Genomic DNA, 20,003 nt, shown 5'->3' on the forward strand with positions numbered 1-20,003 from the left:
TAAATCATGATACACAGGTTTATTCAAAAATATGGTTTTTATATTGTATTTCTATTCGTTTTTATTAGCCCAAAAACCTTTGCATTAGATTGTGTGGAAGCCGGAACCGGAGTGGTTATTAAACCTGCAGTACCTGTTGGCCAATTAGCTATTCCGGCAGATACACCAGACGGAACAATTATTTGGCAATCTGACCCACTGACAGTCACCGTTTTTTGCGACAACGTGCTTGGAAATATGGTTGACGTTGTTCATATGTATTTTAACCCAACATCTCAAAAGTTAGGTACTGGCTTACTACTCGGTGCGAACTATCAAGGCCAACAGCTTGAGAGAGATAAACAAAAAGTGAGTTTAGGTACAAAACCAATCAGTGGCAACGAAAACGTGACAGTGACGGTGACATTTACACTGTATATCAAAGTGACAGGGACTGTACCGCCATCAGGTAACTATGAGGGTGATAATCAATTTACAGTTTTCCAATTTGATGGGAGCGGTGGGATCAATACGACACCAGGGGCGAAAAACTTACGCTACTCGATATCTGGATTACGGGGGATCCGTTTCTTAAAGTGCGGCGCAGATATTAAAGTTTTCCCTGAGTCACAGCAAATTGATTTTGGCCAGCTAATGATTACAGACTTGAATCAAGGGAAAGAGTTTAAAAAGGATTTTCAAGTCCAAGCGGTGAAAAGAGGTTGTCTTGATAATTTCTCTATGAATATCAATTTTGAAACGACTGATCCACTGAATGGTGAATATGCGATTGATTTAAAAAATGGCACCAACTTAATAATTATGGACGATAAAAGTAATAATATAAAATTCAATTACTTCCAGTTTTTTGGTAGCCTACCGCAAGGAAGTACTTCAGTAACCCGTGATTACAGTGCAACAATTAAAAAGGCGGGGACGGTGAAAACGGGTGGATTTAACGCCTCAACCATTGTTCGAATTAACTATTATTGATATCAGTAATATATCGATGTGAGTGATAGTTAAAATGATAGTAAAAGAGTGGGCTTTTGGCCCACTCTTTTATTATATAACTGTGTGATTATGTAACTGTATGATTATGTAGCAGCATGGCTATGCTACATCGTCATACCGGCTAACGAAAGTTAGCGCACTCCTTTGCGCTAGGGTGGCTAACTCTATTTAACACATTTGCCGCAAGTTTCATTTTGCACTTGCTCAAAGAAGTTATTTCCTTTGTCATCAACCAAAATGAACGCAGGTAACCCTTCAACTTCCATTTTCCAAATTGCTTCCATTCCAAGCTCTGGATATTCAAGGCAATTTAGGCTTTTCACATATTCTTGAGCAAGTATTGCTGCGGACCCACCAATACTGCCTAAATAGAACCCACCATGCTTTTTACAGGCATCCGTCACCAATTGAGTTCGGTTACCTTTCGCCAACATTAGCATGCTGCCACCGTGGGACTGGAATAGATCGACATAAGGATCCATCCGATTACCGGTTGTTGGGCCCAAAGAACCGGAAACCATATCTTCAGGTTTCTTCGCTGGGCCTGCGTAATACACCATGTGATCTTTAAAGTATTGAGGCAGTTCTTCGCCGCTATCTAAACGCTCTTTCAATTTCGTATGCGCAATATCCCGAGCAATAATAAGTGGCCCACTGAGGGAAACACGTGTTGATACAGGGTGTTTACTCAGCTCAGCCAAAATGTCTTTCATTGGGCGGTTGAGGTCAATATGTACTACTTTTCCTTCAGCTTGATTACGCATAGACTCAGGAATGTATTGGGCTGGGTTGTGCTCCATTTTTTCAAGCCATAAACCGCTTTTGGTTATTTTGGCTTTAATGTTTCTATCAGCAGAGCAAGAAATAGCTAAGCCGATTGGGCAAGAGGCACCGTGGCGAGGTAAACGAACAACACGAACATCGTGAGCAAAATATTTACCACCAAATTGTGCGCCAAAACCAAGATGACGTGAAGCTTCTAATAACTCATTTTCTAGCTCTATATCACGGAAGGCACGGCCATACTCATTACCTGTGGTTGGCAGATTATCGTAGTATTTTGCAGAGGCAAGTTTGGCGGTTTTCAGGGTTGTTTCTGCAGAAGTACCACCGATAACAAAGGCAATATGATAAGGCGGGCAAGCTGTTGTGCCTAGATTCCGCATTTTTTCAATTAAGAAATTTTTTAACTTAGCTGGAGTTAATGTTGCTTTTGTTTCTTGGTAAAGTGCTGATTTATTTGCTGAACCGCCGCCTTTGTTAACAAACAGGAAATGATATTCATCGCCAGTGGTCGCAAAAATGTCAAACTGAGCAGGTAGGTTTGTGCCAGTATTGACTTCATTAAACATATCTAGCGGGGCATTTTGAGAAAAACGTAGGTTTTCGTGTTGGAAGACGTTATAAATCCCTCGAGAGAGGTACTCTTCGTCGTCGCAGTCTGTCCAAACTTGTTGACCTTTTTTCCCAACAACCGCGACAGTGCCCGTATCTTGGCAGTTTGGTAATATACCTTTTGCCGAAATTTCAGCATTGCGAAGTAACTGCAATGCAACATATCTGTCGTTTTCGCTGGCTTCTGGGTCATGTAAGATAGCAGCGACTTGTTTCTGGTGCGCGGCTCTTAAAAAAAACTGAGATTCATAAATTGCGTGTTCGGCAAGGAGGGTTAATGCTTCAGGTTCAACTTTTAAAATTTGCTTTCCCGCAAATTGTTCTACAGAAACATATTTATCAGAGACTTGGAAATACTCGGTTTTATCCTCAGATAATGGATAAGGTTCTTGGTAAAAAAACTCTTTATTAGCCATTTTGCTCACTCACATATTAATTTCAGTGGAATTTCCAAAAATAGTCACCCGCAGGCTTATGTTTATTCTTTAATTGGTTTAACGCGAAAGATACAAAGTAAAATTTATAGGTGCAATAATGAAACAAAAATCACAAAATAAATCACTAAAAGTTACAGTTTAGCTTGGGATTATACTAATTTGATTATTATATTCAAAGGGATGCAGGGGATAATATGATGTTGGTTAAATTTATTGAGATAAAAGATAAGGATTAATGAAAATTAGATTTAAATCACATAATAATATTATTAACTGCAACTTTAATTATTTGTTATAGATGTTACCGGTTATTTGATTTTTTTATGTGTAATCACGATATATACCTATTGAATATAATTACCATCATAACTTGATAATTTTGTTATACGGTTTTTATTGTATTTTTCTTGTGCATCTAATAGTAAGATTTATATCACTGAATACATTAATTAAAAAATTTAAAATAATAAAAACTATTAATTTTATAATTATTATTTTTATTGTGAATTGTATTAACCCTATGAATTTTAGTGTATTTGACTTAAGTTTCACCCTCTAATGTATCATGTAAATCTATAGATATAGGCGGATTAATTCTATATATCGCTATGTTGCTTATTTTTCTCAAAAATCTGTTTTATTTATTGAGAATTCATAATGAAAGGCAAACGAAGTTGTGAAAATGGCTTTCAATTTTCAAAAACAGTGTTTATCATGCATGCCTTATGAAGTTTAAATGGCGCTACTGGTTTTGGGCTTTGCTGGGGAAAATAATTTGCTTATGTCACGGTTAAGTCGACAGAGTAAACCTCCGACAAGCTTATACAGTCTTTAACGGTGGCGGTTCTATCTGCATTATTCCTAGGGATAGAGTGTATAAATAAATGACTGAGACAACCTCTCTGACACCACTCATTGAATTAAAATCTTTAAGTAAAGGTTTTGATGGCAAACAAATTATTTCTGAGCTTGACTTAACCATTCAGAACGGTGAGTTTTTGACCATTCTTGGGCCTTCTGGTTGCGGCAAAACGACGGTTTTACGTCTTATTGCTGGGTTAGAAGATGCCGATGACGGTCAAATTATTCTTGATGGTCAAGATATTACAGATATTCCTGCAGAACAGCGTTTTGTGAACACTGTGTTCCAGAGCTACGCTTTATTTCCTCATATGACGGTTTTCGATAACGTTGCTTTTGGCCTACGCATGCAAAAAACGCCTGCGGCTGAAATTCAAAAGCGTGTCGACCAAGCCTTACGTATGGTGCAGCTAGAAGATTTTGCTGAGCGTAGACCCAACCAACTGTCTGGTGGCCAACAACAGCGTGTGGCGATAGCCCGTGCGGTAGTGAATCGCCCGAAAGTCCTACTGCTGGATGAATCATTGTCTGCGCTTGATTATAAACTGCGCAAACAAATGCAAAATGAGCTAAAAGCCCTTCAACGAAAACTGGGGATCACGTTTATTTTTGTGACTCACGATCAAGAAGAAGCCTTAGCCATGTCTGATCGGATCATTGTGATGCGTGAAGGGCGAATTGAGCAAGACGGCACACCTCGTGAAATCTATGAGGAACCGAAAAACCTATTTGTTGCTCAATTCATTGGTGAAATTAATATTTTTGATGCGAAAGTATTGTATCGCATTGATGATAAACGTATTCGTGCCAATGTTGAAGGTCATGAATGTGATATTTTCACTGAGCTCTCTGTCAACGAAGGGCAACACGTTAGTGTGTTATTACGTCCTGAAGATTTGCGCGTTGAAGAAGTAAATGATGCAGATAACCATCCAGGGCTGATTGGCTACGTTCGTGAACGTAACTATAAAGGCATGACGTTAGACTCAGTGGTTGAAATGGAAGATGGCAAAATTGTCATGGTGAGCGAATTCTTCAATGAAGATGACCCCGATGTCGACCACTCCCTTAACCAAAAAGTTGCTGTGACTTGGGTTGAAAGCTGGGAGGTAGTTCTGGATGATCATTCGTAAACATAAAATTTTGCAGAACGTTATTATCACCGGGGTAGTCGCCTGGCTGCTGCTGTTCGTCTTTTTGCCTAATATTATGATTATCGGCACTAGCTTTTTGACGCGTAGCGACACCAACTTAGTTGACTTAGTTTTTACGTGGGATAACTACATTCGCTTGTCTGACCCGATGTATGCAGAAGTGATGTTGCACTCGCTCAATATGGCGGTGATCGCAACTTTTTTCTGTTTAGTAATTGGCTATCCATTTGCCTTTATATTGGCAAGGTTACCTAAACGGGTACAACCTTTGATGCTGTTTCTGTTAATTGTGCCATTTTGGACCAATTCATTGATCCGTATCTACGGGTTAAAAGTTTTTCTCAGTACCAAAGGGTACTTAAATGACTTTTTACTGTGGGTTGGTGTTATCGATAAACCGTTGAAAATTATGTATACACCGGAGGCCGTCATATTAGGCCTTATCTATATATTGCTGCCATTTATGGTGATGCCGCTGTATTCAAGTATTGAAAAATTGGATAAGTCATATATAGAGGCTGCAAAAGACCTCGGTGCGAATAAATTTCAGCGGTTTGTGAAAATCATCATTCCGTTAACGATGCCAGGAATTATTGCAGGCTGTTTGCTGGTTTTATTACCCGCAATGGGGCTGTTTTATGTAGCGGATTTAATGGGCGGTGCGAAAAATCTACTGATCGGTAACGTGATTAAGAGCCAGTTCTTAAATATTCGTGATTGGCCATTCGGGGCCGCAACCAGCATTTTCCTCACAGCGATGATGGGGTTATTGCTGTATGTCTATTACCGAGCAGCTAAGCTTCTGAATAAAAAGGCATATGAAGAATGATCGGACGTACTCTCCGTGGTGGCTTTATGGCCATCATCTACGCTTATCTTTATATTCCAATCATTATTTTGATTGTTAATTCCTTTAATGAGTCACGTTTTGGTATTCAGTGGCAAGGGTTTTCAACTAAATGGTATGAATTACTGAGTAATAACGATAGCTTATTAGAAGCTGCGGGGCATTCATTAACTATGGCGGTTTTGTCAGCGACTTTCGCGACAGCCATTGGCACACTCACTGCTGTCGCATTATTTCGCTATCGTTTTAGAGGAAAACCTTTCGTCGGTGGCATGTTATTTGTGGTCATGATGTCCCCGGATATCGTTATGGCGATTTCGTTATTGGTTCTATTTATGATCCTTGGGGTTTCGCTCGGTTTTTGGTCGTTATTATTTTCGCACATTACCTTTTGCCTGCCGTTTGTCGTGGTGACGGTCTATGCAAGGCTGAAAGATTTTGATGTGAAGATGTTAGAAGCAGCGCGCGACCTTGGGGCGGGTGAATTTACCATTTTGCGTAAAATTATTTTACCTTTGGCATTACCTGCGGTTGTTGCAGGCTGGCTACTCAGTTTTACCTTGTCGATGGATGATGTGGTGGTTTCCTCATTTGTCACGGGGCCAAGTTATGAAATTTTGCCATTGAAAATATATTCCATGGTAAAAGTTGGGGTTTCCCCAGAAGTTAACGCATTGGCAACGGTGCTGTTGATTATGTCCCTCTTACTGGTGTGTTTAAGCCAGTGGGTGATGCGGGATAAATACTCAAAAAAAACTAAGTAATACGTTAAACGACGGTGCTGCCCATTTTTATCGGGCAACATCTTTTTTCAGTGCCATTCGGCGAGAGGGTGGGCTCCAACTGAGCCTATTAGATATAACCCCGAAATCATTCAAGCGGCTGCTTGGTGCATTAAGGGATAAAAAACACTTTGTTGAGGGAATCTCAGTAATGAAAAAATGGTCCTATCTACTGGCAGCGGGTTTAATGGCTGCAAGTATTGGCACGGCGACTGCCGCTGACGATAACAAAGACGTACTGTATTTCTATAACTGGACAGAATATGTTCCCCCCGGTTTATTAGAGCAATTTACCAAAGAAACTGGCATCAAGGTGATTTACTCCACCTATGAATCAAACGAAAGCATGTATACCAAGCTAAAGACCTATAAAGACGGTGCTTATGATTTGGTGGTGCCTTCTACTTACTTTATTGCCAAAATGAGTAAAGAAGGGATGCTACAAAAGATTGATCAAAGTAAATTAACCAATTTTAAAAACCTTGACCCAAATTTAATTCATAAAGAATTTGACCCGAATAATGATTATTCAGTGCCTTATATTTGGGGGGCGACAGGGATTGGTATTAATGGTGAAGCGGTTGACCCACAATCTGTTACTTCATGGGCTGATTTCTGGAAACCTGAATATAAAAATAGCCTGCTGATGATGGATGACGCACGGGAAGTTTTCCAAGTGGCTCTCAATAAATTAGGTTATTCAGGCAATACTACTGACCCGAAACAAATTGAAGAGGCGTATAAAGAACTACAAAAATTACGCCCAAATATTTTGGCCTTTAACTCTGACAACCCAGCGACACCTTTTATTGAAGGGGAAGTGGATGTCGGTATGTTATGGAATGGCTCCGCATTCGTTGCAAGGCAAGCTGGCTTGCCGATTGAAGTGGTGTGGCCTAAAGAAGGCGGAATTTTCTGGATGGACAGCTTAGCCATTCCTGCTAATGCCAAAAATGTGGAAGGGGCCCATAAGTTAATTAATTTCTTATTGCGTCCAGAAATTGCGGCTCAAGTAGCTGAATCTATTGGCTACCCAACTCCAAACTTAGAAGCTAAAAAATTATTGCCGGCTGAAATTGCTAACGACCCATCACTTTACCCAAGTGAAGAAGTTCTCCAAAAAGGCGAATGGCAAAGCGATGTTGGGAACACGAATATTTTGTACGAAGAGTATTTTCAGAAGCTAAAAGCCGGGCGTTAATGACTTGAGCATTACGTTTACGTTTCCTAGAAAGGGCACTGATTGAGAATGAAGTGCCCTTTTTTATACGCGTCATTATTGCTCAGCGACTTATTTACTCACTGCATTATGGGCAACAAATTTGGCAAAGGTATCGGCCCACGGCTGTAAGAAATCTTTGCTTTTTGGGGAAATATTGCCTTGCTCATCCACCATACCGTCATACCATTTTAGGAAACATTCAGGCTGGTTCATGGTTGGCATGTTTAAAAATGTCAGGCTATTGCGTAAGTGCTGTTGGGCAATTGCCGTACTGATATTGCCAATAGAAACACCAAGAACACCTGCTGGAATGGCATTCCACGAGTTATCTCCCCATGGGCGAGAGCCTTGGTCTATCGCATTTTTCAATACACCAGGTACCGAGCGGTTATATTCTGGGGTGGCGAAAATAATGCCATCACAGGCTTTAATTTGAGATTTGAAATTAGCCACAACAGGAGGCACATTTTGGTCTGCATCTTGGTTATAGAGAGGGAGTTCACCAATATTGATAAATTTAAACGTGAAATTTGTGGGGAATAATTTAGTCATGGCCTTAGCGACAACTAAATTATATGAATCAGCGCGCAAACTACCCACAATGACACCAATATTGTATTGATTTGACATGATAAAACCTCTTTCACGGGGAGTTAATTAGGGATACTGCAAACCACTATTTATTGAATAGAGCATTGTTTCACTCTCACTATTAAACATCATAATCTGAGGATGTGCAAAACTAAGTGAAATTAATATAGATAACTAAACATCAAAAATATTTGATATTTTTAAATTAATTATGGAGTTGCAACTTATCATAATTCGATATTGTGAGTCCTCTTACACTATTTAGATTTACCCATGAACAAATCAGGGTTACTTGATTTTAGTCAAAATGAAACATACCGACTGGTCGGTATCATTCATCGCATGAATAAGTCTGCTCAGCATAGAAAAAAAGATCCTATTAAGCTTCAAGTGGAGCTATTGAAAGCTGCTCGCATTATTGCTGGCAGAGAAGGGATCTCTTCACTCTCACTTAATGCGGTGGCAAGGGAAGCGGGTGTTAGCAAAGGTGGGTTGATGCATCACTTCCCAACGAAGCAAGAGCTTATTCATGCGCTGTTTTTGCAATTGTTGGGGATTATGGATGAGCGAATACATACCATTATGGATAATGACCCAAATCCCTACGGGCGTTTTTCTCGTGCTTATTTGCACTATATTGGCGAATTAAAAGAATCTGATGAAAGTTTTCAGCTCGCGTTATTGTCCTTAGCCATGCCAACCGAGCCAGTGTTACGTCAGTGCTGGCGAGATTGGGTAATTAACCATTTGGAAAAGGGGGATGAGTTCGATAACAGTTATTTAGGCGCGTTAGTGCGTTATGCGGCTGATGGGTTGTGGCTTTCGTCATTGACTGAGGGAGAAACGTTATCACAGCAAGAGCGTGATGCGATTGTGAGTCGGTTAACGACAATATCATTTGAACAAATTCCATAAGTAAAAATAACGCATAAGTAAAAATAGCAATAATAACGGTAGTGCAATTTTATTCATAAAATAAGCACATGAGGCGATAGTGAAATATAAAATCAATGCTTTCATTCTATATGATGCGGTTGATGGCACTTTATCTTTAAAAGAAGATGAGGTGGATACACAGCTGTCGATAACTGCCAATGCATTATTGTTTTACTTTATTCAGCACAGAGGTGTTGTTTCTCGAGATGAGGTATTAAAAGCAGTTTGGGATGATAATGGGTTAGTCTCATCAAACAGTAATTTAAATCAATATCTCAGCCTATTACGAAAAGCATTTCGTCCATATGGTATTGAAAATATTATTGTGACAGTCGCTCGGGGTCGATTAGAGTTTAATTCCGATGTTTCCCTTGAATTAATTGATGATATCAAAATTTCTCCAACTGAATTAATAACTAGCTTAAGTGACGTAGAAGAAACAGCGGTTGTTTTATCTCCAGCTTCCAAACCTATCTCTGTCCCTACAGATCCCAAAAAAATAGATTCAGCACTGACGCCAGAAAAAAAAGAGATCTGTTGGTATCTTGCGAGTGGTGCTTTTTTATTATGTTCTATTTTATTAGCTATCATGGCTTATTTATCAAAACAACCGTCAGTGCCAATTGACATGACGGTGCTTGAGCACTCTGGTTGTGATGTATTATCGAATGAAAAAATGATCAATAACACTGTCGCACTAAACTATGTGCAAAACTTTGATAAAGTTAGAAATAACTTAAATTTAGCCTGTGCCGAGAAAGAACGGTTTGTTTTTTTCTATGGGGACAAACTGCAGACTAATGGATTGGGTCGAGTATTTCTTGCACATTGTGCAGTCAATGAAGATAACCCATTTAGCTATTGCGATAACTACTTTTACTATTCTTGGAAACCATCATGAAGATATCAGGAAAAGTATTATGCTTACTGAGTTTTTTGTTATTCATTATTGTTGCGATTTATACCCAGTCGGTCTTCTTTTCCAATAAACAAGATGGTTTATTAGTGTGCTCGACAAAAGGCATTATGCGTTTTGAGAATATGCAAGATGAAAACGTTAATGGCAATATTCACTTCAATTTTGGCGCGAATGGAAAGGGCTCAATTGTGGTGGAAGGCTATACTGATTCTAAAGCGGGCTGGCTGTATTTGCAGCGTTATGTGAAATTTAGTTACACGACAAAACGAGTTTCCCCAATAGAACGTCATTATATTATTAGTCAGTGGGAAGCGAGCGCTTCTTCTATTGATGAATCGCCAGATGTGATATTTGACTATTTTATGCGGGAAATGTCAGATAGCCATGATGGGCTATTTCTTAATGCACAAAAGCTTAATGACAAAGCCTTACTACTCAGCTCAATTAATTCCCCACTTTATATTTGCACACTCAAACCCAATAGTAAGTTCGATTAGCTTTCTTGTAGGTGGTAACAAATATCATATTTAAATAGTCTGGATTTCACTTGGTGAAAGGAACAGCGTTAAAGGTGTAGTTCGGGGCTTATTGCGTTATATTTAAATAACCAGTCTGTATCCGTCTTCTTTTTTAGCCATGTATTTGTACTTGATAACTTTTGTACAAGCGCTACGCGTTCTATACGGTAACTCTGATATTGATTAAAAGCGCATGAATAATTATCAATGCCGTACTGTTGTAGACATTTAACTAATATAGCCGCATCTTCAATTGCCATCGAAGCACCCGACATCATATGAGGTCGCATCGGATGACATGCATCTCCGATAAGTACTATCCTACCTTTATTCCACGTTGAATCAGCTGTTCTTTCGTGTAATGGCCAAAGTGTCACGCTTTTAGTTAATGACAGCATTGATTTTGGTACATCGTGAAATTCATTAAATATTTTCAAAACATCATGTAAAGCTGCGGGTTGAACAGAAATACCTCGAGGCCAGTAGGGGAAGGAAAAACCAGCTACGTAATAAAATTGTGTTTCATTTCTGTCTAAAAAGTACCCAATGATAAATTTATTATCTTTACCAAACCATTTATTCACACTGTGTTTCATTTGAGGTGCCAGCCCTTGAAGCTCGACTAATCCCCTAAATACAGCTTGTCCAGTATAGCTGGAGCATTGAATATCTGTGCCAGTTATTGCATTTCTTACTTTTGAAAATATCCCGTCGGCACCAATGACAATATCGGCCTCGTAACGACTGTTATCGTTGAAAACGAGTTCAATTTTGTTTTTTATCTCATTAAGCGCAATTAACTTTTTTCCCATATGAAGATTGTTTAAGTTAATTTTTTCCGTCATTGCACGGTGTAAGTCTCCTCGATGGATAGTCAGGTAAGGCATGCCATATAGGTCGCGCATTTCCTGTCCTAATTTCAAGTAATTTAGCGTTTTGTTTGAATAGGCATCGCGACTGATAAATCCGTTAGGCTCCCAGCCAAGCTTTTCAATAGATTTTGAAACACCTATTTTTTCCATTATGTACATGAGGTTCGGGGATATATGGATCCCTGCCCCGATTTTTTCAAACGAAGAAGCTTGTTCAAAGACTGCAATATTAAACCCTATATTCTGCATTAGGAGGGCGAGTGCTGAACCGCCAAGGCCACAACCTACAATCGCAATAGTAAATTTATGTGTCATTCTTTTCACCTATGAGTTTTATCACTTTTAGATGGAAAGTAGCAAAATTGTTGTCGCCGTTATTTTTTATTATTTAGCAGAAGGGAATATTTTTAAGTACGCGATAGCCATTGATAGGGAAGTTATGGCGAATGGTTTTCAAAGAGTGCGGTGGTCTGAGTATATAAATTAAGGAATTAACAGAAAGTAAAAATATGCCGCAAAGCGATCACGAGCACAGTTATAAGAGAAGAAAAAACGTAGGCATAGCAGCTTAGTAATACCTCATTAACAATCCTTCATGAATAGCTCTAAATACATTTTCCCTTCAATTTTCACCTCAAATTTCAAACGTGAATTTTTGGTTTTTTTAGCATAAACACATAAATGACCTGAGTGTTCACTCTAATTATCAGCCTTAAAAACTAAATATCTGTGCTTTGTGGATTTATATTTTGTTTTTATTTTTCAGTTCTATAGTGGGTTTGAAGCCAAAGGCTGCGTTCAATAGATCACCGCGCAGACACCATTGGCGTAAATGATTACTTAGATATTTCAAGGGACATGTACTCGGACACATTAGCTTGGAATATCGAAGGTAAAGAAAAATAAAGAAGGCTTCTCGGAGGAAACAACAATGGGTGATGCATTAGGTCTTATTGAAACAAAAGGTCTGGTGGCTTGTATCGAAGCAGCTGATGCCATGTGCAAAGCGGCAAATGTTGAGCTAATTGGTTACGAAAATGTCGGTTCAGGCCTCGTTACCGCAATGGTTAAAGGCGATGTCGGTGCAGTCAAAGCAGCCGTCGATTCAGGTGTTGAATCAGCACAGCGTGTTGGTGAAGTCGTGACCTCACTGGTCATTGCGCGTCCACACAACGATATCAACAAAATCGTTATTAAGCATAAAGCATAACTTTTTCCGGAGGAAAAAACATGGGTGACGCATTAGGTCTTATTGAAACTCAAGGGTTAGTGGCTTGTATTGAAGCCGCAGACTCGATGTGTAAAGCCGCAAATGTTGTGCTGATTGGTTATGAAAATGTTGGGTCAGGTTTAGTTACCGCCATGGTCAAAGGCGATGTGGGTGCGGTGAAAGCTGCAGTGGATTCAGGTGTTGAATCTGCCTCTCGTATTGGCACCGTTGTGACATCACTGGTTATCGCTCGTCCTCATAGCGATATTCAGAAAATCGTCGCCCAGTATAAAGTCACGGAATAAAACAGGAAATTACTTATGAAAGAAGCACTTGGTCTGATTGAAACCAAAGGTTTAGTGGCTTGTATTGAAGCTGCTGATGCCATGTGTAAAGCCGCAAATGTTGAGCTAATCGGTTATGAGAATGTCGGTTCAGGGCTGGTAACAGCGATGGTTAAAGGCGATGTCGGTGCCGTTAATGCTGCGGTTGAGTCAGGTGTTGAGGCTGCAAAACGTATCGGAACAGTGGTGACTTCACGTGTGATTGCAAGACCACACAACGATATTGGCAAAATTGCACAACAACACAAAGCCTAAGTCATTGGCTAATAAGCCAATAACACGACAAGCGAATGAATTAATTTTGGCTCCGATACGGGGGAAGACATGGTTGCATTAGACAAAGATCTGCAATCCAGACAACTGGCAAGAGAGCTAGTTAGAAACGCGAAACAAGCGCAGAAAGAGTTTGCGACATTTTCGCAGGAAAAAATCGATAATATTGTTAAACACATCGCAATTGAGTCCGCACTTCATGCAGAAGAGCTGGCAAAAATGGCTAACGAAGAAACTGGGTTTGGTAAGTGGCAAGATAAAGTCCTGAAAAACACTTTTGCTTCAATGCGTGTTTATGAACACATTAAAGATCTCAAAACCGTTGGCATCATTAATGATGACAAAATCAACAAAGTCATGGATGTGGGTGTTCCTCTTGGTGTGATCACGGCGTTAGTTCCTTCTACTAATCCAACATCTACCATCATCTACAAAACGTTGATTGCCTTGAAGGCGGGTAATGCCATTGTCTTCTCCCCTCATCCAAATGCCAAAGCCTGCAGTTTCCGCACATTAGAAATTGTCAAAAAAGCCGCATTAGAAGCGGGTGCTCCAGCTGGAATTGTCGATGCTGTCACAATGCTGACTTTAGAAGCAACGAAAGAACTGATGCACAGCAAAGACGTCTCTTTAATCTTGGCAACGGGTGGTGAAGGCATGGTACGTGCAGCTTACGCATCCGGTACACCAACCATTAGTGGCGGTCCAGGTAATGGCCCTGCATTTATTGAACGTAGCGCCAATATCAAACAGGCGGTAAGTGACATCATCACCAGTAAAACGTTTGATAACGGTGTGATCTGTGCTTCTGAGCAATCCATCATTGTAGAACGCTGTATTTACAACGAAGTTCATCGTGAATTACTCGCTCAAGGCGCTTACTTCATGAATGAAGACGAAGCGAAACGCATGGCATCGATGTTGCTTAGAGCGAACGGCACCATCAACCCAGAAGTGGTGGGTAAAGATGCCATTACACTCAGCCAACGTGCAGGTTTCACTGTTCCGGCTAACACACGTGTGTTGATTGCGTTGCAAGACACCGTATCACCGAAAAACCCATACTCCCGCGAGAAATTATGCCCAATTTTAGGGATGTATATTGAGGAAGATTGGCAATCCGCTTGCCATCGCGTGGTTGATTTGCTGACCAACGAAGGTCTCGGCCATACCTTGGTGATCCACACGCAAAACGAAGATGTCATTCGCCAGTTCTCTTTAGAAAAACCCGTTAATCGTATTTTGATCAATACGCCAGCAGCATTGGGCGGAATTGGTGCGACGACGAATATCACGCCAGCGTTAACACTGGGCTGTGGTGCAGTTGGCGGCGGTTCTAGCTCTGATAACGTTGGCCCAATGAATTTACTGAATATTCGTAAAGTGGGTTATGGCGTACGTTCCATTGATGATTTAAGGCAACCCGCCCAGCCTTGTGCAGTGGCTCAGCCAACGGCACCGGCTACGATAAATCAACCGCAAGTCAGCATTTTTGATGATAACCGCTTCCGTAATCCAGCGGCAGCGTCAACAGCAGTGGTTAATCCAACGGGCGATGACCGATTCGGCAGTGCGGTAACAACGGCTACGATTGCTGAAGCGGTGGTTTCTCAAGGTGACATCACTGAAGAAAATGTTGAGCAAATCATCAAGGCTGTTCTCGGACGCCTAAATAAGTAACTCATTGGAATAAGGCGGTATAAACCATGATCCTCGCAAAGGTAGTCGGACATGTTGTTGCAACGCAGAAATGCCAAGAACTTAGTGGCAGTAACTTATTAATGGTTACCAAGCTAGGGGATGACCTTGAACCGTTGAAAAACAAAACGTATGTGGCAGTCGACAGTGTTGGCGCAGGTATTAACGACATTGTGTTAGCTGAAGCTTACTTCGCTTTGAATAAAGACAATTACAAAGCCATGTCAGTGGTTGCCATTGTTGAGAAGGTTTATACCAAGGAGTAAAAACAGCATGAACCAGTTTTTGATTAAACCTAAAGTCCAATTCGGTGCTAACGCATTGGATTTTATCTCACAAATGAGTGCTCACCATGCCTTTATCGTCACTGACAAAGCGATGGTGAAGTTTGGCTTAGCTGATGAAGTCACTCGCAGGCTAACCCAAAGTGGCATCGCATTTTCGATTTACGACGATGTTGAGCCAGATCCTGACATTTCAGCCATCGTTAAAGGTATGAAAATCATGGATAAGCAATATCCAGATGTGGTGATTGCACTCGGTGGTGGGTCGGTTATTGATGCTGCGAAAGCTGTTATTTACTCCCTCTGGCACACGAAAAAAGACGTCAATCGAGTTAAACCGCAGTTTATCGCGATCCCAACTACCAGTGGGACGGGCTCGGAGGTCACTTCATTTTCAGTGATCAAGTCCCAGTCTGAAAAACTGGTTTTAGTTGACGAATTTATGTTGCCAGATGTCGCCATTTTAGACCCTGCACTGGTGAAGTCAGTACCCGCTTCTATTACGGCTGACACAGGTATGGACGTGCTGTGCCACGCGCTAGAAGCCTATGTTTCTCGTACTGCATCTGACTTTTCTGATGCCTTAGCAGAAAAAGCAGTGCAGTTAGTGTTCGGCCACTTAATTGATTGTTATCGCGACGGTAGCAACTTAGTGGCTCGCGAAAAAATGCACAACGCTTCATGCATTGCGGGAATGGCCTTTACTAACGCATCACTAGGGATAACACACAGTTTAGCCCATGCATTAGGCGGCGTATTCCACATTCCACATGGTCGTGCAAATGCCTTATTGATGGCACAAGTTGTGGCATTCAATGCGGATTTAGAAGGGCGATGCGATAACGAAGCTGCAAAACGTTACGCTCATCTCGCGAAAAACTTAAATTTACCCGCCTCAACAATACGAGAAGGCGTTGAAAGCTTAATTATGGCAATCAACGTATTGAAAGATGAAATGAATATGCCAAAAGGCATTCAAGCAACCGGTACCAATGAATTCGATTTTAACGCCCGTTTAGGGGAAATGGTTGGGCAAGCACTGCGCGATAGTTGCACTCCGACCAATCCACGGGATGTGAGCAAGGTGCAACTGGAAATGCTGTATAGACAGTCTTTTTAACAGTTAACGCTTTTATGTGATGAACAACAAACTAGAAAGAACATCAGGATAGGCTAACATGAATAAATATGCTTTGACCCCACGCGTAAAAATGCTGGCTGAACGCTTAAGTGCCCGCAACAGCTCAATTATTACTGAACGTGCGAATATTTTAGAAGCGCTTGGCAACCAACTGTCTGGCGCACCACAGGCGATTAAACCTGCACAACGTTTTTATGAATTTATCCGCCATTTTCCTGCATTTATTGGCCAAGATGAGCTGATCATCGGTAGCCAATCATCAACCCCTCGTGGTGCCATTTTCCATACTGAAAATGAAATCAACAGCCACAGTATTTATACCTTTTTAGCTGGCGATAGCACAGTGGATGCGCCTGATTACTTAGCGGTTTTAAATATTGGTTTCTTGGCTATCAAAGCGCAGTTAGAAAACAAAGTTAGAAACATTGGCAGTGCAGTTAGCCGTAATAGCATTGATGAAGCGAATAACTGCCGCTCAGCAATTTACGCATGTGATGCGGCCATTCATTTTGCACAAGCTTTAGCGTCTAAAGCAGAGAGCATGGCGGCAGCAGAATCTAATCAATATCGTCGTGCAGAATTGCAAGAAAGCGCCGCCATTTTACGCAATGTGCCGGCAAAACCAGCGCAAACCTTCAAAGAGGCTTGCCAAGCTTTCTACTTGCTTCAGCTAATTTTACATCTAGAAAATGGCAGTTATGCGGTGAACCCAATGGGGTTCGATAAAGCCGTTTATCCATTCTATCAACGTGATATCGAACAAGGCCGCTTAACCCAAGCACAAGCTTATGAAATTGTAGAAAGTTTATGGTTGAAACTGGCTGAACTCTCTGAAGTTCGCTCAACCAAGCAAGTCGATGGCTACCCAATGTTCGATGCATTGAAAGATGGCATTTATCTGAATGACCCGCGTGTATGCATTAACGAATTATCTGCCATGATGTTATCCGCTCATGAAAATATCAGTGCTATCAATAATGGATTGAAAGTTCGCTTATATTGTGGAAAAAGCAGCGCTCAGCCGCAATATTCTGCACCAAATGCGAATTATGTTGCTCCAACGGCACAAGTGGAAACCGAATTCAAAGTGATGGAAGGCTTAACGCCTCGCTTACAACGCTTACGTAACCGTTACTTAGAAGCACGTCCAAGTGTGTCTATTTATCGCGCACTCGCCTTCACTGAAGTTGTTAAAAATAACCCAGGTTTACCGCCAATTCTATTGCGTGCGAAAGCATTCCGCCGCGCTTGTGAAACCGCGCCAATCTTAATTCAACCTGAAGAACTGATTGTGGGGCATCCATGTGGTAAAGCCCGTGCGGGTGCCTTCTCGCCGGATATCGCATGGCGCTGGGTAGTCGAAGAACTTGATACCATGAGCACGCGTCCACAAGACCCGTTTGTTATCTCTGAAGAAGACAAAAAAGTGATCCGTGAAGAAATCGCTCCGTTCTGGGAAGGTCGTTCACTGGATGAGATTTGTGAGGCTCAATACCGCGAAGCGGGGGTGTGGGAATTCAGCGGTGAAACCTTTGTCAGTGACTTGTCTTATCACCAAATTAACGGTGGTGGCGATACCTGCCCAGGTTATGACGTGCTGTTATTCACCAAAGGAATGAATGGTATCAAAGCAGATGCTCAGGCGAAACTGGCTGAATTAAGCATGGAAAACCCTGATGATATTGACCGCATTTATTTCTATAAAGCATCAATTGAAACCTGTGAAGGGGTTGTGGCGTATTCACACCGTATTGCTGCCCACGCTCGTGAATTAGCAGTGTTGGAGTCAGACCAAAAACGTCGTGAAGAATTGCTAACTATTGCACAAGTCAACGAAAATGTGCCAGCGAACCCACCGGCGACGTTACAAGAAGCATTACAGAGCATTTGGACGGTTGAGTCACTGTTTGAAATCGAAGAGAACCAAACCGGTCTTTCTCTAGGACGCCTCGACCAATATTGTTTGCCAATGTATGAAAACGACATCAAATCAGGCCGTTTGACCCAAGACCAAGCGCTAGAAATGATGCAGGCGTTTATCATCAAATGTGCTGAGTTAATGTGGATGTCGAGCGAATTAGGTGCAAAATATTTCGCCGGTTATCAGCCATTTATCAACTTAACAGTGGGTGGACAAAAACGTTCAGGCGGTGACGCTTGTAACGACCTGACCTACTTAATTATGGATGCGGTTCGTTTCGTTAAAGTGTATCAGCCCTCTCTGGCATGCCGTATTCATAACCAATCACCACAGAAATACATGGAAAAAATCGTTGATGTCGTGAAAGCCGGTATGGGCTTCCCTGCATGTCACTTCGACGATTCCCACATCAAAATGATGCTGCGTAAAGGCTTCGACTTTGAAGATGCGCGTGATTACTGCTTGATGGGCTGTGTTGAGCCACAAAAATCAGGTCGTATTTATCAGTGGACTTCAACGGGTTACACCCAATGGCCAATTGCGATTGAATTCGTATTAAATCGTGGTCGCATGGTGTTATTCGATAGCTATCAAGGTTTAGATACTGGTGACTTACGTGACCTGAAAACATTCGAAGACTTTGATAATGCAGTGAAAGCGCAGATTGCTCATATTGTTCGCTTATCCGCTATCGGTACCGTCATCAGCCAACGCGTTCACCGCGATGTGGCACCAAAACCATTAATGTCCTTGCTGGTGGAAGGCTGTATGGAAAAAGGGAAAGACGTTGCAGCGGGTGGGGCGATGATCAACCACGGCCCAGGGCTGATTTTCTCTGGTCTTGCAACCTATGTTGACTCCATTGTCGCTATTCGCAAATTAGTTTACGAAGATGGTCGCTACACCCTTGAGCAAATTCGTGATGGCCTGCTAGCCAACTTTGAAGGCTATGACGAACTGCGTCGTGACTGCTTAAATGCGCCTAAGTTTGGTAACGATGATGACTATGTTGACCAATATGCACTGGATATTACGGAGTGGACAGAGCGTGAGTGCCGTAAGTACGACATGCTGTATTCAACACTGAGCCACGGAACCTTATCTATCTCCAACAACACACCGATTGGTGAGTTAACCGCCGCGAGTGCCAATGGTCGCTTAGCGTGGATGCCGCTATCCGATGGTATCAGCCCAACACAAGGTGCGGATAAACAAGGCCCAACAGCCATTATTAAATCAATCAGCAAAATGAATGTTGAAACGATGAACATTGGTATGGTGCATAACTTTAAGTTCTTAAAAGGCTTATTGGACACGCCAGAAGGCCGTCATGGCTTAATCACCTTGCTGAGAACCGCGTCTATCTTAGGAAACGGGCAAATGCAGTTCAGCTATGTAGATAACGAAATGCTGAAAAAAGCCCAGCAAGAGCCTGAAAAATATCGTGATTTAATCGTTCGTGTCGCAGGATACAGTGCTTACTTCGTGGAGCTCTGTAAAGAGGTTCAAGATGAAATTATTAGCCGTACTGTAATTGAGAAGTTCTAAACCCATGTAGGCAGGTATGAATTTATACCTGCCACTTTATAACAACAATAATAAATT

18 protein-coding genes are annotated in these 20,003 nt (G+C 41.4%); 15 read left to right on the plus strand and 3 right to left on the minus strand.

From position 1 onward, the window contains the following. Window positions 1–6: 6 nt before the first annotated feature. Window positions 7–972 (plus strand): fimbrial protein, encoded by a 966-nt coding sequence (locus PR800_RS04675; protein WP_102138039.1) that lies wholly within the window; start codon window positions 7–9, stop codon window positions 970–972. 185 nt (window positions 973–1,157) lie between these two features. On the opposite strand, the gene PR800_RS04680 is transcribed toward PR800_RS04675, so the two are convergent. Next, on the minus strand, window positions 1,158–2,804 hold the full coding sequence (locus PR800_RS04680) for a fumarate hydratase (protein WP_102138038.1): 1,647 nt from the start codon (window positions 2,802–2,804) through the stop codon (window positions 1,158–1,160). A gap of 905 nt (window positions 2,805–3,709) precedes the next feature. Here PR800_RS04680 and potA point away from each other — a divergent pair. From potA to potD, 4 genes are all read left to right on the plus strand, one after another. Further along, window positions 3,710–4,819 carry a spermidine/putrescine ABC transporter ATP-binding protein PotA gene (potA, locus tag PR800_RS04685; RefSeq protein WP_102138037.1) on the plus strand — a complete coding sequence of 370 codons (1,110 nt, stop codon included), beginning with the start codon at window positions 3,710–3,712 and terminating at the stop codon, window positions 4,817–4,819. Continuing rightward, entirely contained in the window at window positions 4,806–5,669 is an 864-nt protein-coding gene (potB, locus tag PR800_RS04690; RefSeq protein WP_102138036.1) for a spermidine/putrescine ABC transporter permease PotB, read from the plus strand. Before potA ends, potB begins: the two co-directional genes overlap by 14 nt. Next, window positions 5,666–6,451, plus strand: coding sequence for a spermidine/putrescine ABC transporter permease PotC (gene potC, locus PR800_RS04695; RefSeq protein ID WP_102138035.1), 786 nt, complete (start codon window positions 5,666–5,668; stop codon window positions 6,449–6,451). The genes potB and potC overlap by 4 nt, the downstream gene beginning before the upstream one ends. Window positions 6,452–6,620: 169 nt before the next feature. Further along, window positions 6,621–7,670: a spermidine/putrescine ABC transporter substrate-binding protein PotD gene (gene potD / locus PR800_RS04700; RefSeq protein ID WP_166264220.1), complete on the plus strand. Its 1,050-nt coding sequence runs from the start codon at window positions 6,621–6,623 to the stop codon at window positions 7,668–7,670. Window positions 7,671–7,760: 90 nt separating this feature from the next. Here potD and PR800_RS04705 read toward each other — a convergent pair whose 3' ends face one another. Beyond that, the gene (locus PR800_RS04705) at window positions 7,761–8,321 is read right to left on the minus strand and encodes an NADPH-dependent FMN reductase (protein ID WP_102138033.1); all 561 of its coding nucleotides are present in this window, start codon (window positions 8,319–8,321) and stop codon (window positions 7,761–7,763) included. A gap of 303 nt (window positions 8,322–8,624) precedes the next feature. On the opposite strand from PR800_RS04705, the gene PR800_RS04710 reads away from it, so the two are divergent. The 3 genes from PR800_RS04710 to PR800_RS04720 all read left to right on the plus strand — a co-directional run bounded on the left by PR800_RS04710 (window position 8,625) and on the right by PR800_RS04720 (window position 10,634). Then, window positions 8,625–9,197, plus strand: a complete 573-nt coding sequence (locus PR800_RS04710) for a TetR/AcrR family transcriptional regulator (protein WP_102138256.1) — start codon at window positions 8,625–8,627, stop codon at window positions 9,195–9,197. Between the two features lie 79 nt (window positions 9,198–9,276). Next, complete coding sequence (locus PR800_RS04715) at window positions 9,277–10,119, plus strand: transcriptional regulator (protein ID WP_272530307.1); 843 nt, start codon at window positions 9,277–9,279, stop codon at window positions 10,117–10,119. Then, window positions 10,116–10,634 (plus strand): FidL-like protein, encoded by a 519-nt coding sequence (locus tag PR800_RS04720; protein WP_210848232.1) that lies wholly within the window; start codon window positions 10,116–10,118, stop codon window positions 10,632–10,634. Before PR800_RS04715 ends, PR800_RS04720 begins: the two co-directional genes overlap by 4 nt. 68 nt (window positions 10,635–10,702) lie before the next feature. Here PR800_RS04720 and PR800_RS04725 read toward each other — a convergent pair whose 3' ends face one another. Then, window positions 10,703–11,842 carry an NAD(P)/FAD-dependent oxidoreductase gene (locus PR800_RS04725; RefSeq protein WP_272530308.1) on the minus strand — a complete coding sequence of 380 codons (1,140 nt, stop codon included), beginning with the start codon at window positions 11,840–11,842 and terminating at the stop codon, window positions 10,703–10,705. A 616-nt stretch (window positions 11,843–12,458) separates the two neighbouring features. Between PR800_RS04725 and PR800_RS04730 the strand changes: the two genes are divergently transcribed. The 7 genes from PR800_RS04730 (at window position 12,459) to cutC (ending at window position 19,946) form a co-directional block, all read left to right on the plus strand. Next, complete coding sequence (locus tag PR800_RS04730) at window positions 12,459–12,737, plus strand: BMC domain-containing protein (protein WP_004249182.1); 279 nt, start codon at window positions 12,459–12,461, stop codon at window positions 12,735–12,737. Window positions 12,738–12,757: 20 nt separating this feature from the next. Further along, a complete protein-coding gene (locus PR800_RS04735; protein ID WP_004259066.1) occupies window positions 12,758–13,042 on the plus strand; it encodes a BMC domain-containing protein in 285 nt (94 codons plus the stop codon). Window positions 13,043–13,057: 15 nt separating this feature from the next. Beyond that, window positions 13,058–13,336: a BMC domain-containing protein gene (locus PR800_RS04740; RefSeq protein WP_004259063.1), complete on the plus strand. Its 279-nt coding sequence runs from the start codon at window positions 13,058–13,060 to the stop codon at window positions 13,334–13,336. Between the two features lie 69 nt (window positions 13,337–13,405). Beyond that, complete coding sequence (locus tag PR800_RS04745; protein WP_272530310.1) at window positions 13,406–15,034, plus strand: acetaldehyde dehydrogenase (acetylating); 1,629 nt, start codon at window positions 13,406–13,408, stop codon at window positions 15,032–15,034. Window positions 15,035–15,060: 26 nt separating this feature from the next. After that, window positions 15,061–15,318, plus strand: coding sequence for a EutN/CcmL family microcompartment protein (locus tag PR800_RS04750; protein WP_004259057.1), 258 nt, complete (start codon window positions 15,061–15,063; stop codon window positions 15,316–15,318). Window positions 15,319–15,325: 7 nt separating this feature from the next. Further along, entirely contained in the window at window positions 15,326–16,456 is a 1,131-nt protein-coding gene (locus PR800_RS04755; protein WP_195697784.1) for a 1-propanol dehydrogenase PduQ, read from the plus strand. 58 nt (window positions 16,457–16,514) lie between these two features. Then, window positions 16,515–19,946 (plus strand): choline trimethylamine-lyase, encoded by a 3,432-nt coding sequence (gene cutC, locus PR800_RS04760; protein ID WP_272530313.1) that lies wholly within the window; start codon window positions 16,515–16,517, stop codon window positions 19,944–19,946. Window positions 19,947–20,003: the final 57 nt, after the last annotated feature.

Source organism: Providencia sp. PROV205 (genome assembly GCF_028479505.1).
GTDB classification, from domain to species: domain Bacteria; phylum Pseudomonadota; class Gammaproteobacteria; order Enterobacterales; family Enterobacteriaceae; genus Providencia; species Providencia huaxiensis.

Bases quoted from the DNA above. Each gene is read 5' to 3' on its own strand.
- PR800_RS04675 (WP_102138039.1), top strand. From the start codon at position 7: ATGATACACAGGTTTATTCAAAAATATGGTTTTTATATTGTATTTCTA.
- PR800_RS04680 (WP_102138038.1), bottom strand. From the start codon at position 2,804: ATGGCTAATAAAGAGTTTTTTTACCAAGAACCTTATCCATTATCTGAG.
- potA (WP_102138037.1), top strand. From the start codon at position 3,710: ATGACTGAGACAACCTCTCTGACACCACTCATTGAATTAAAATCTTTA.
- potB (WP_102138036.1), top strand. From the start codon at position 4,806: ATGATCATTCGTAAACATAAAATTTTGCAGAACGTTATTATCACCGGG.
- potC (WP_102138035.1), top strand. From the start codon at position 5,666: ATGATCGGACGTACTCTCCGTGGTGGCTTTATGGCCATCATCTACGCT.
- potD (WP_166264220.1), top strand. From the start codon at position 6,621: ATGAAAAAATGGTCCTATCTACTGGCAGCGGGTTTAATGGCTGCAAGT.
- PR800_RS04705 (WP_102138033.1), bottom strand. From the start codon at position 8,321: ATGTCAAATCAATACAATATTGGTGTCATTGTGGGTAGTTTGCGCGCT.
- PR800_RS04710 (WP_102138256.1), top strand. From the start codon at position 8,625: ATGAATAAGTCTGCTCAGCATAGAAAAAAAGATCCTATTAAGCTTCAA.
- PR800_RS04720 (WP_210848232.1), top strand. From the start codon at position 10,116: ATGAAGATATCAGGAAAAGTATTATGCTTACTGAGTTTTTTGTTATTC.
- PR800_RS04725 (WP_272530308.1), bottom strand. From the start codon at position 11,842: ATGACACATAAATTTACTATTGCGATTGTAGGTTGTGGCCTTGGCGGT.
- PR800_RS04730 (WP_004249182.1), top strand. From the start codon at position 12,459: ATGGGTGATGCATTAGGTCTTATTGAAACAAAAGGTCTGGTGGCTTGT.
- PR800_RS04735 (WP_004259066.1), top strand. From the start codon at position 12,758: ATGGGTGACGCATTAGGTCTTATTGAAACTCAAGGGTTAGTGGCTTGT.
- PR800_RS04740 (WP_004259063.1), top strand. From the start codon at position 13,058: ATGAAAGAAGCACTTGGTCTGATTGAAACCAAAGGTTTAGTGGCTTGT.
- PR800_RS04745 (WP_272530310.1), top strand. From the start codon at position 13,406: ATGGTTGCATTAGACAAAGATCTGCAATCCAGACAACTGGCAAGAGAG.
- PR800_RS04750 (WP_004259057.1), top strand. From the start codon at position 15,061: ATGATCCTCGCAAAGGTAGTCGGACATGTTGTTGCAACGCAGAAATGC.
- PR800_RS04755 (WP_195697784.1), top strand. From the start codon at position 15,326: ATGAACCAGTTTTTGATTAAACCTAAAGTCCAATTCGGTGCTAACGCA.
- cutC (WP_272530313.1), top strand. From the start codon at position 16,515: ATGAATAAATATGCTTTGACCCCACGCGTAAAAATGCTGGCTGAACGC.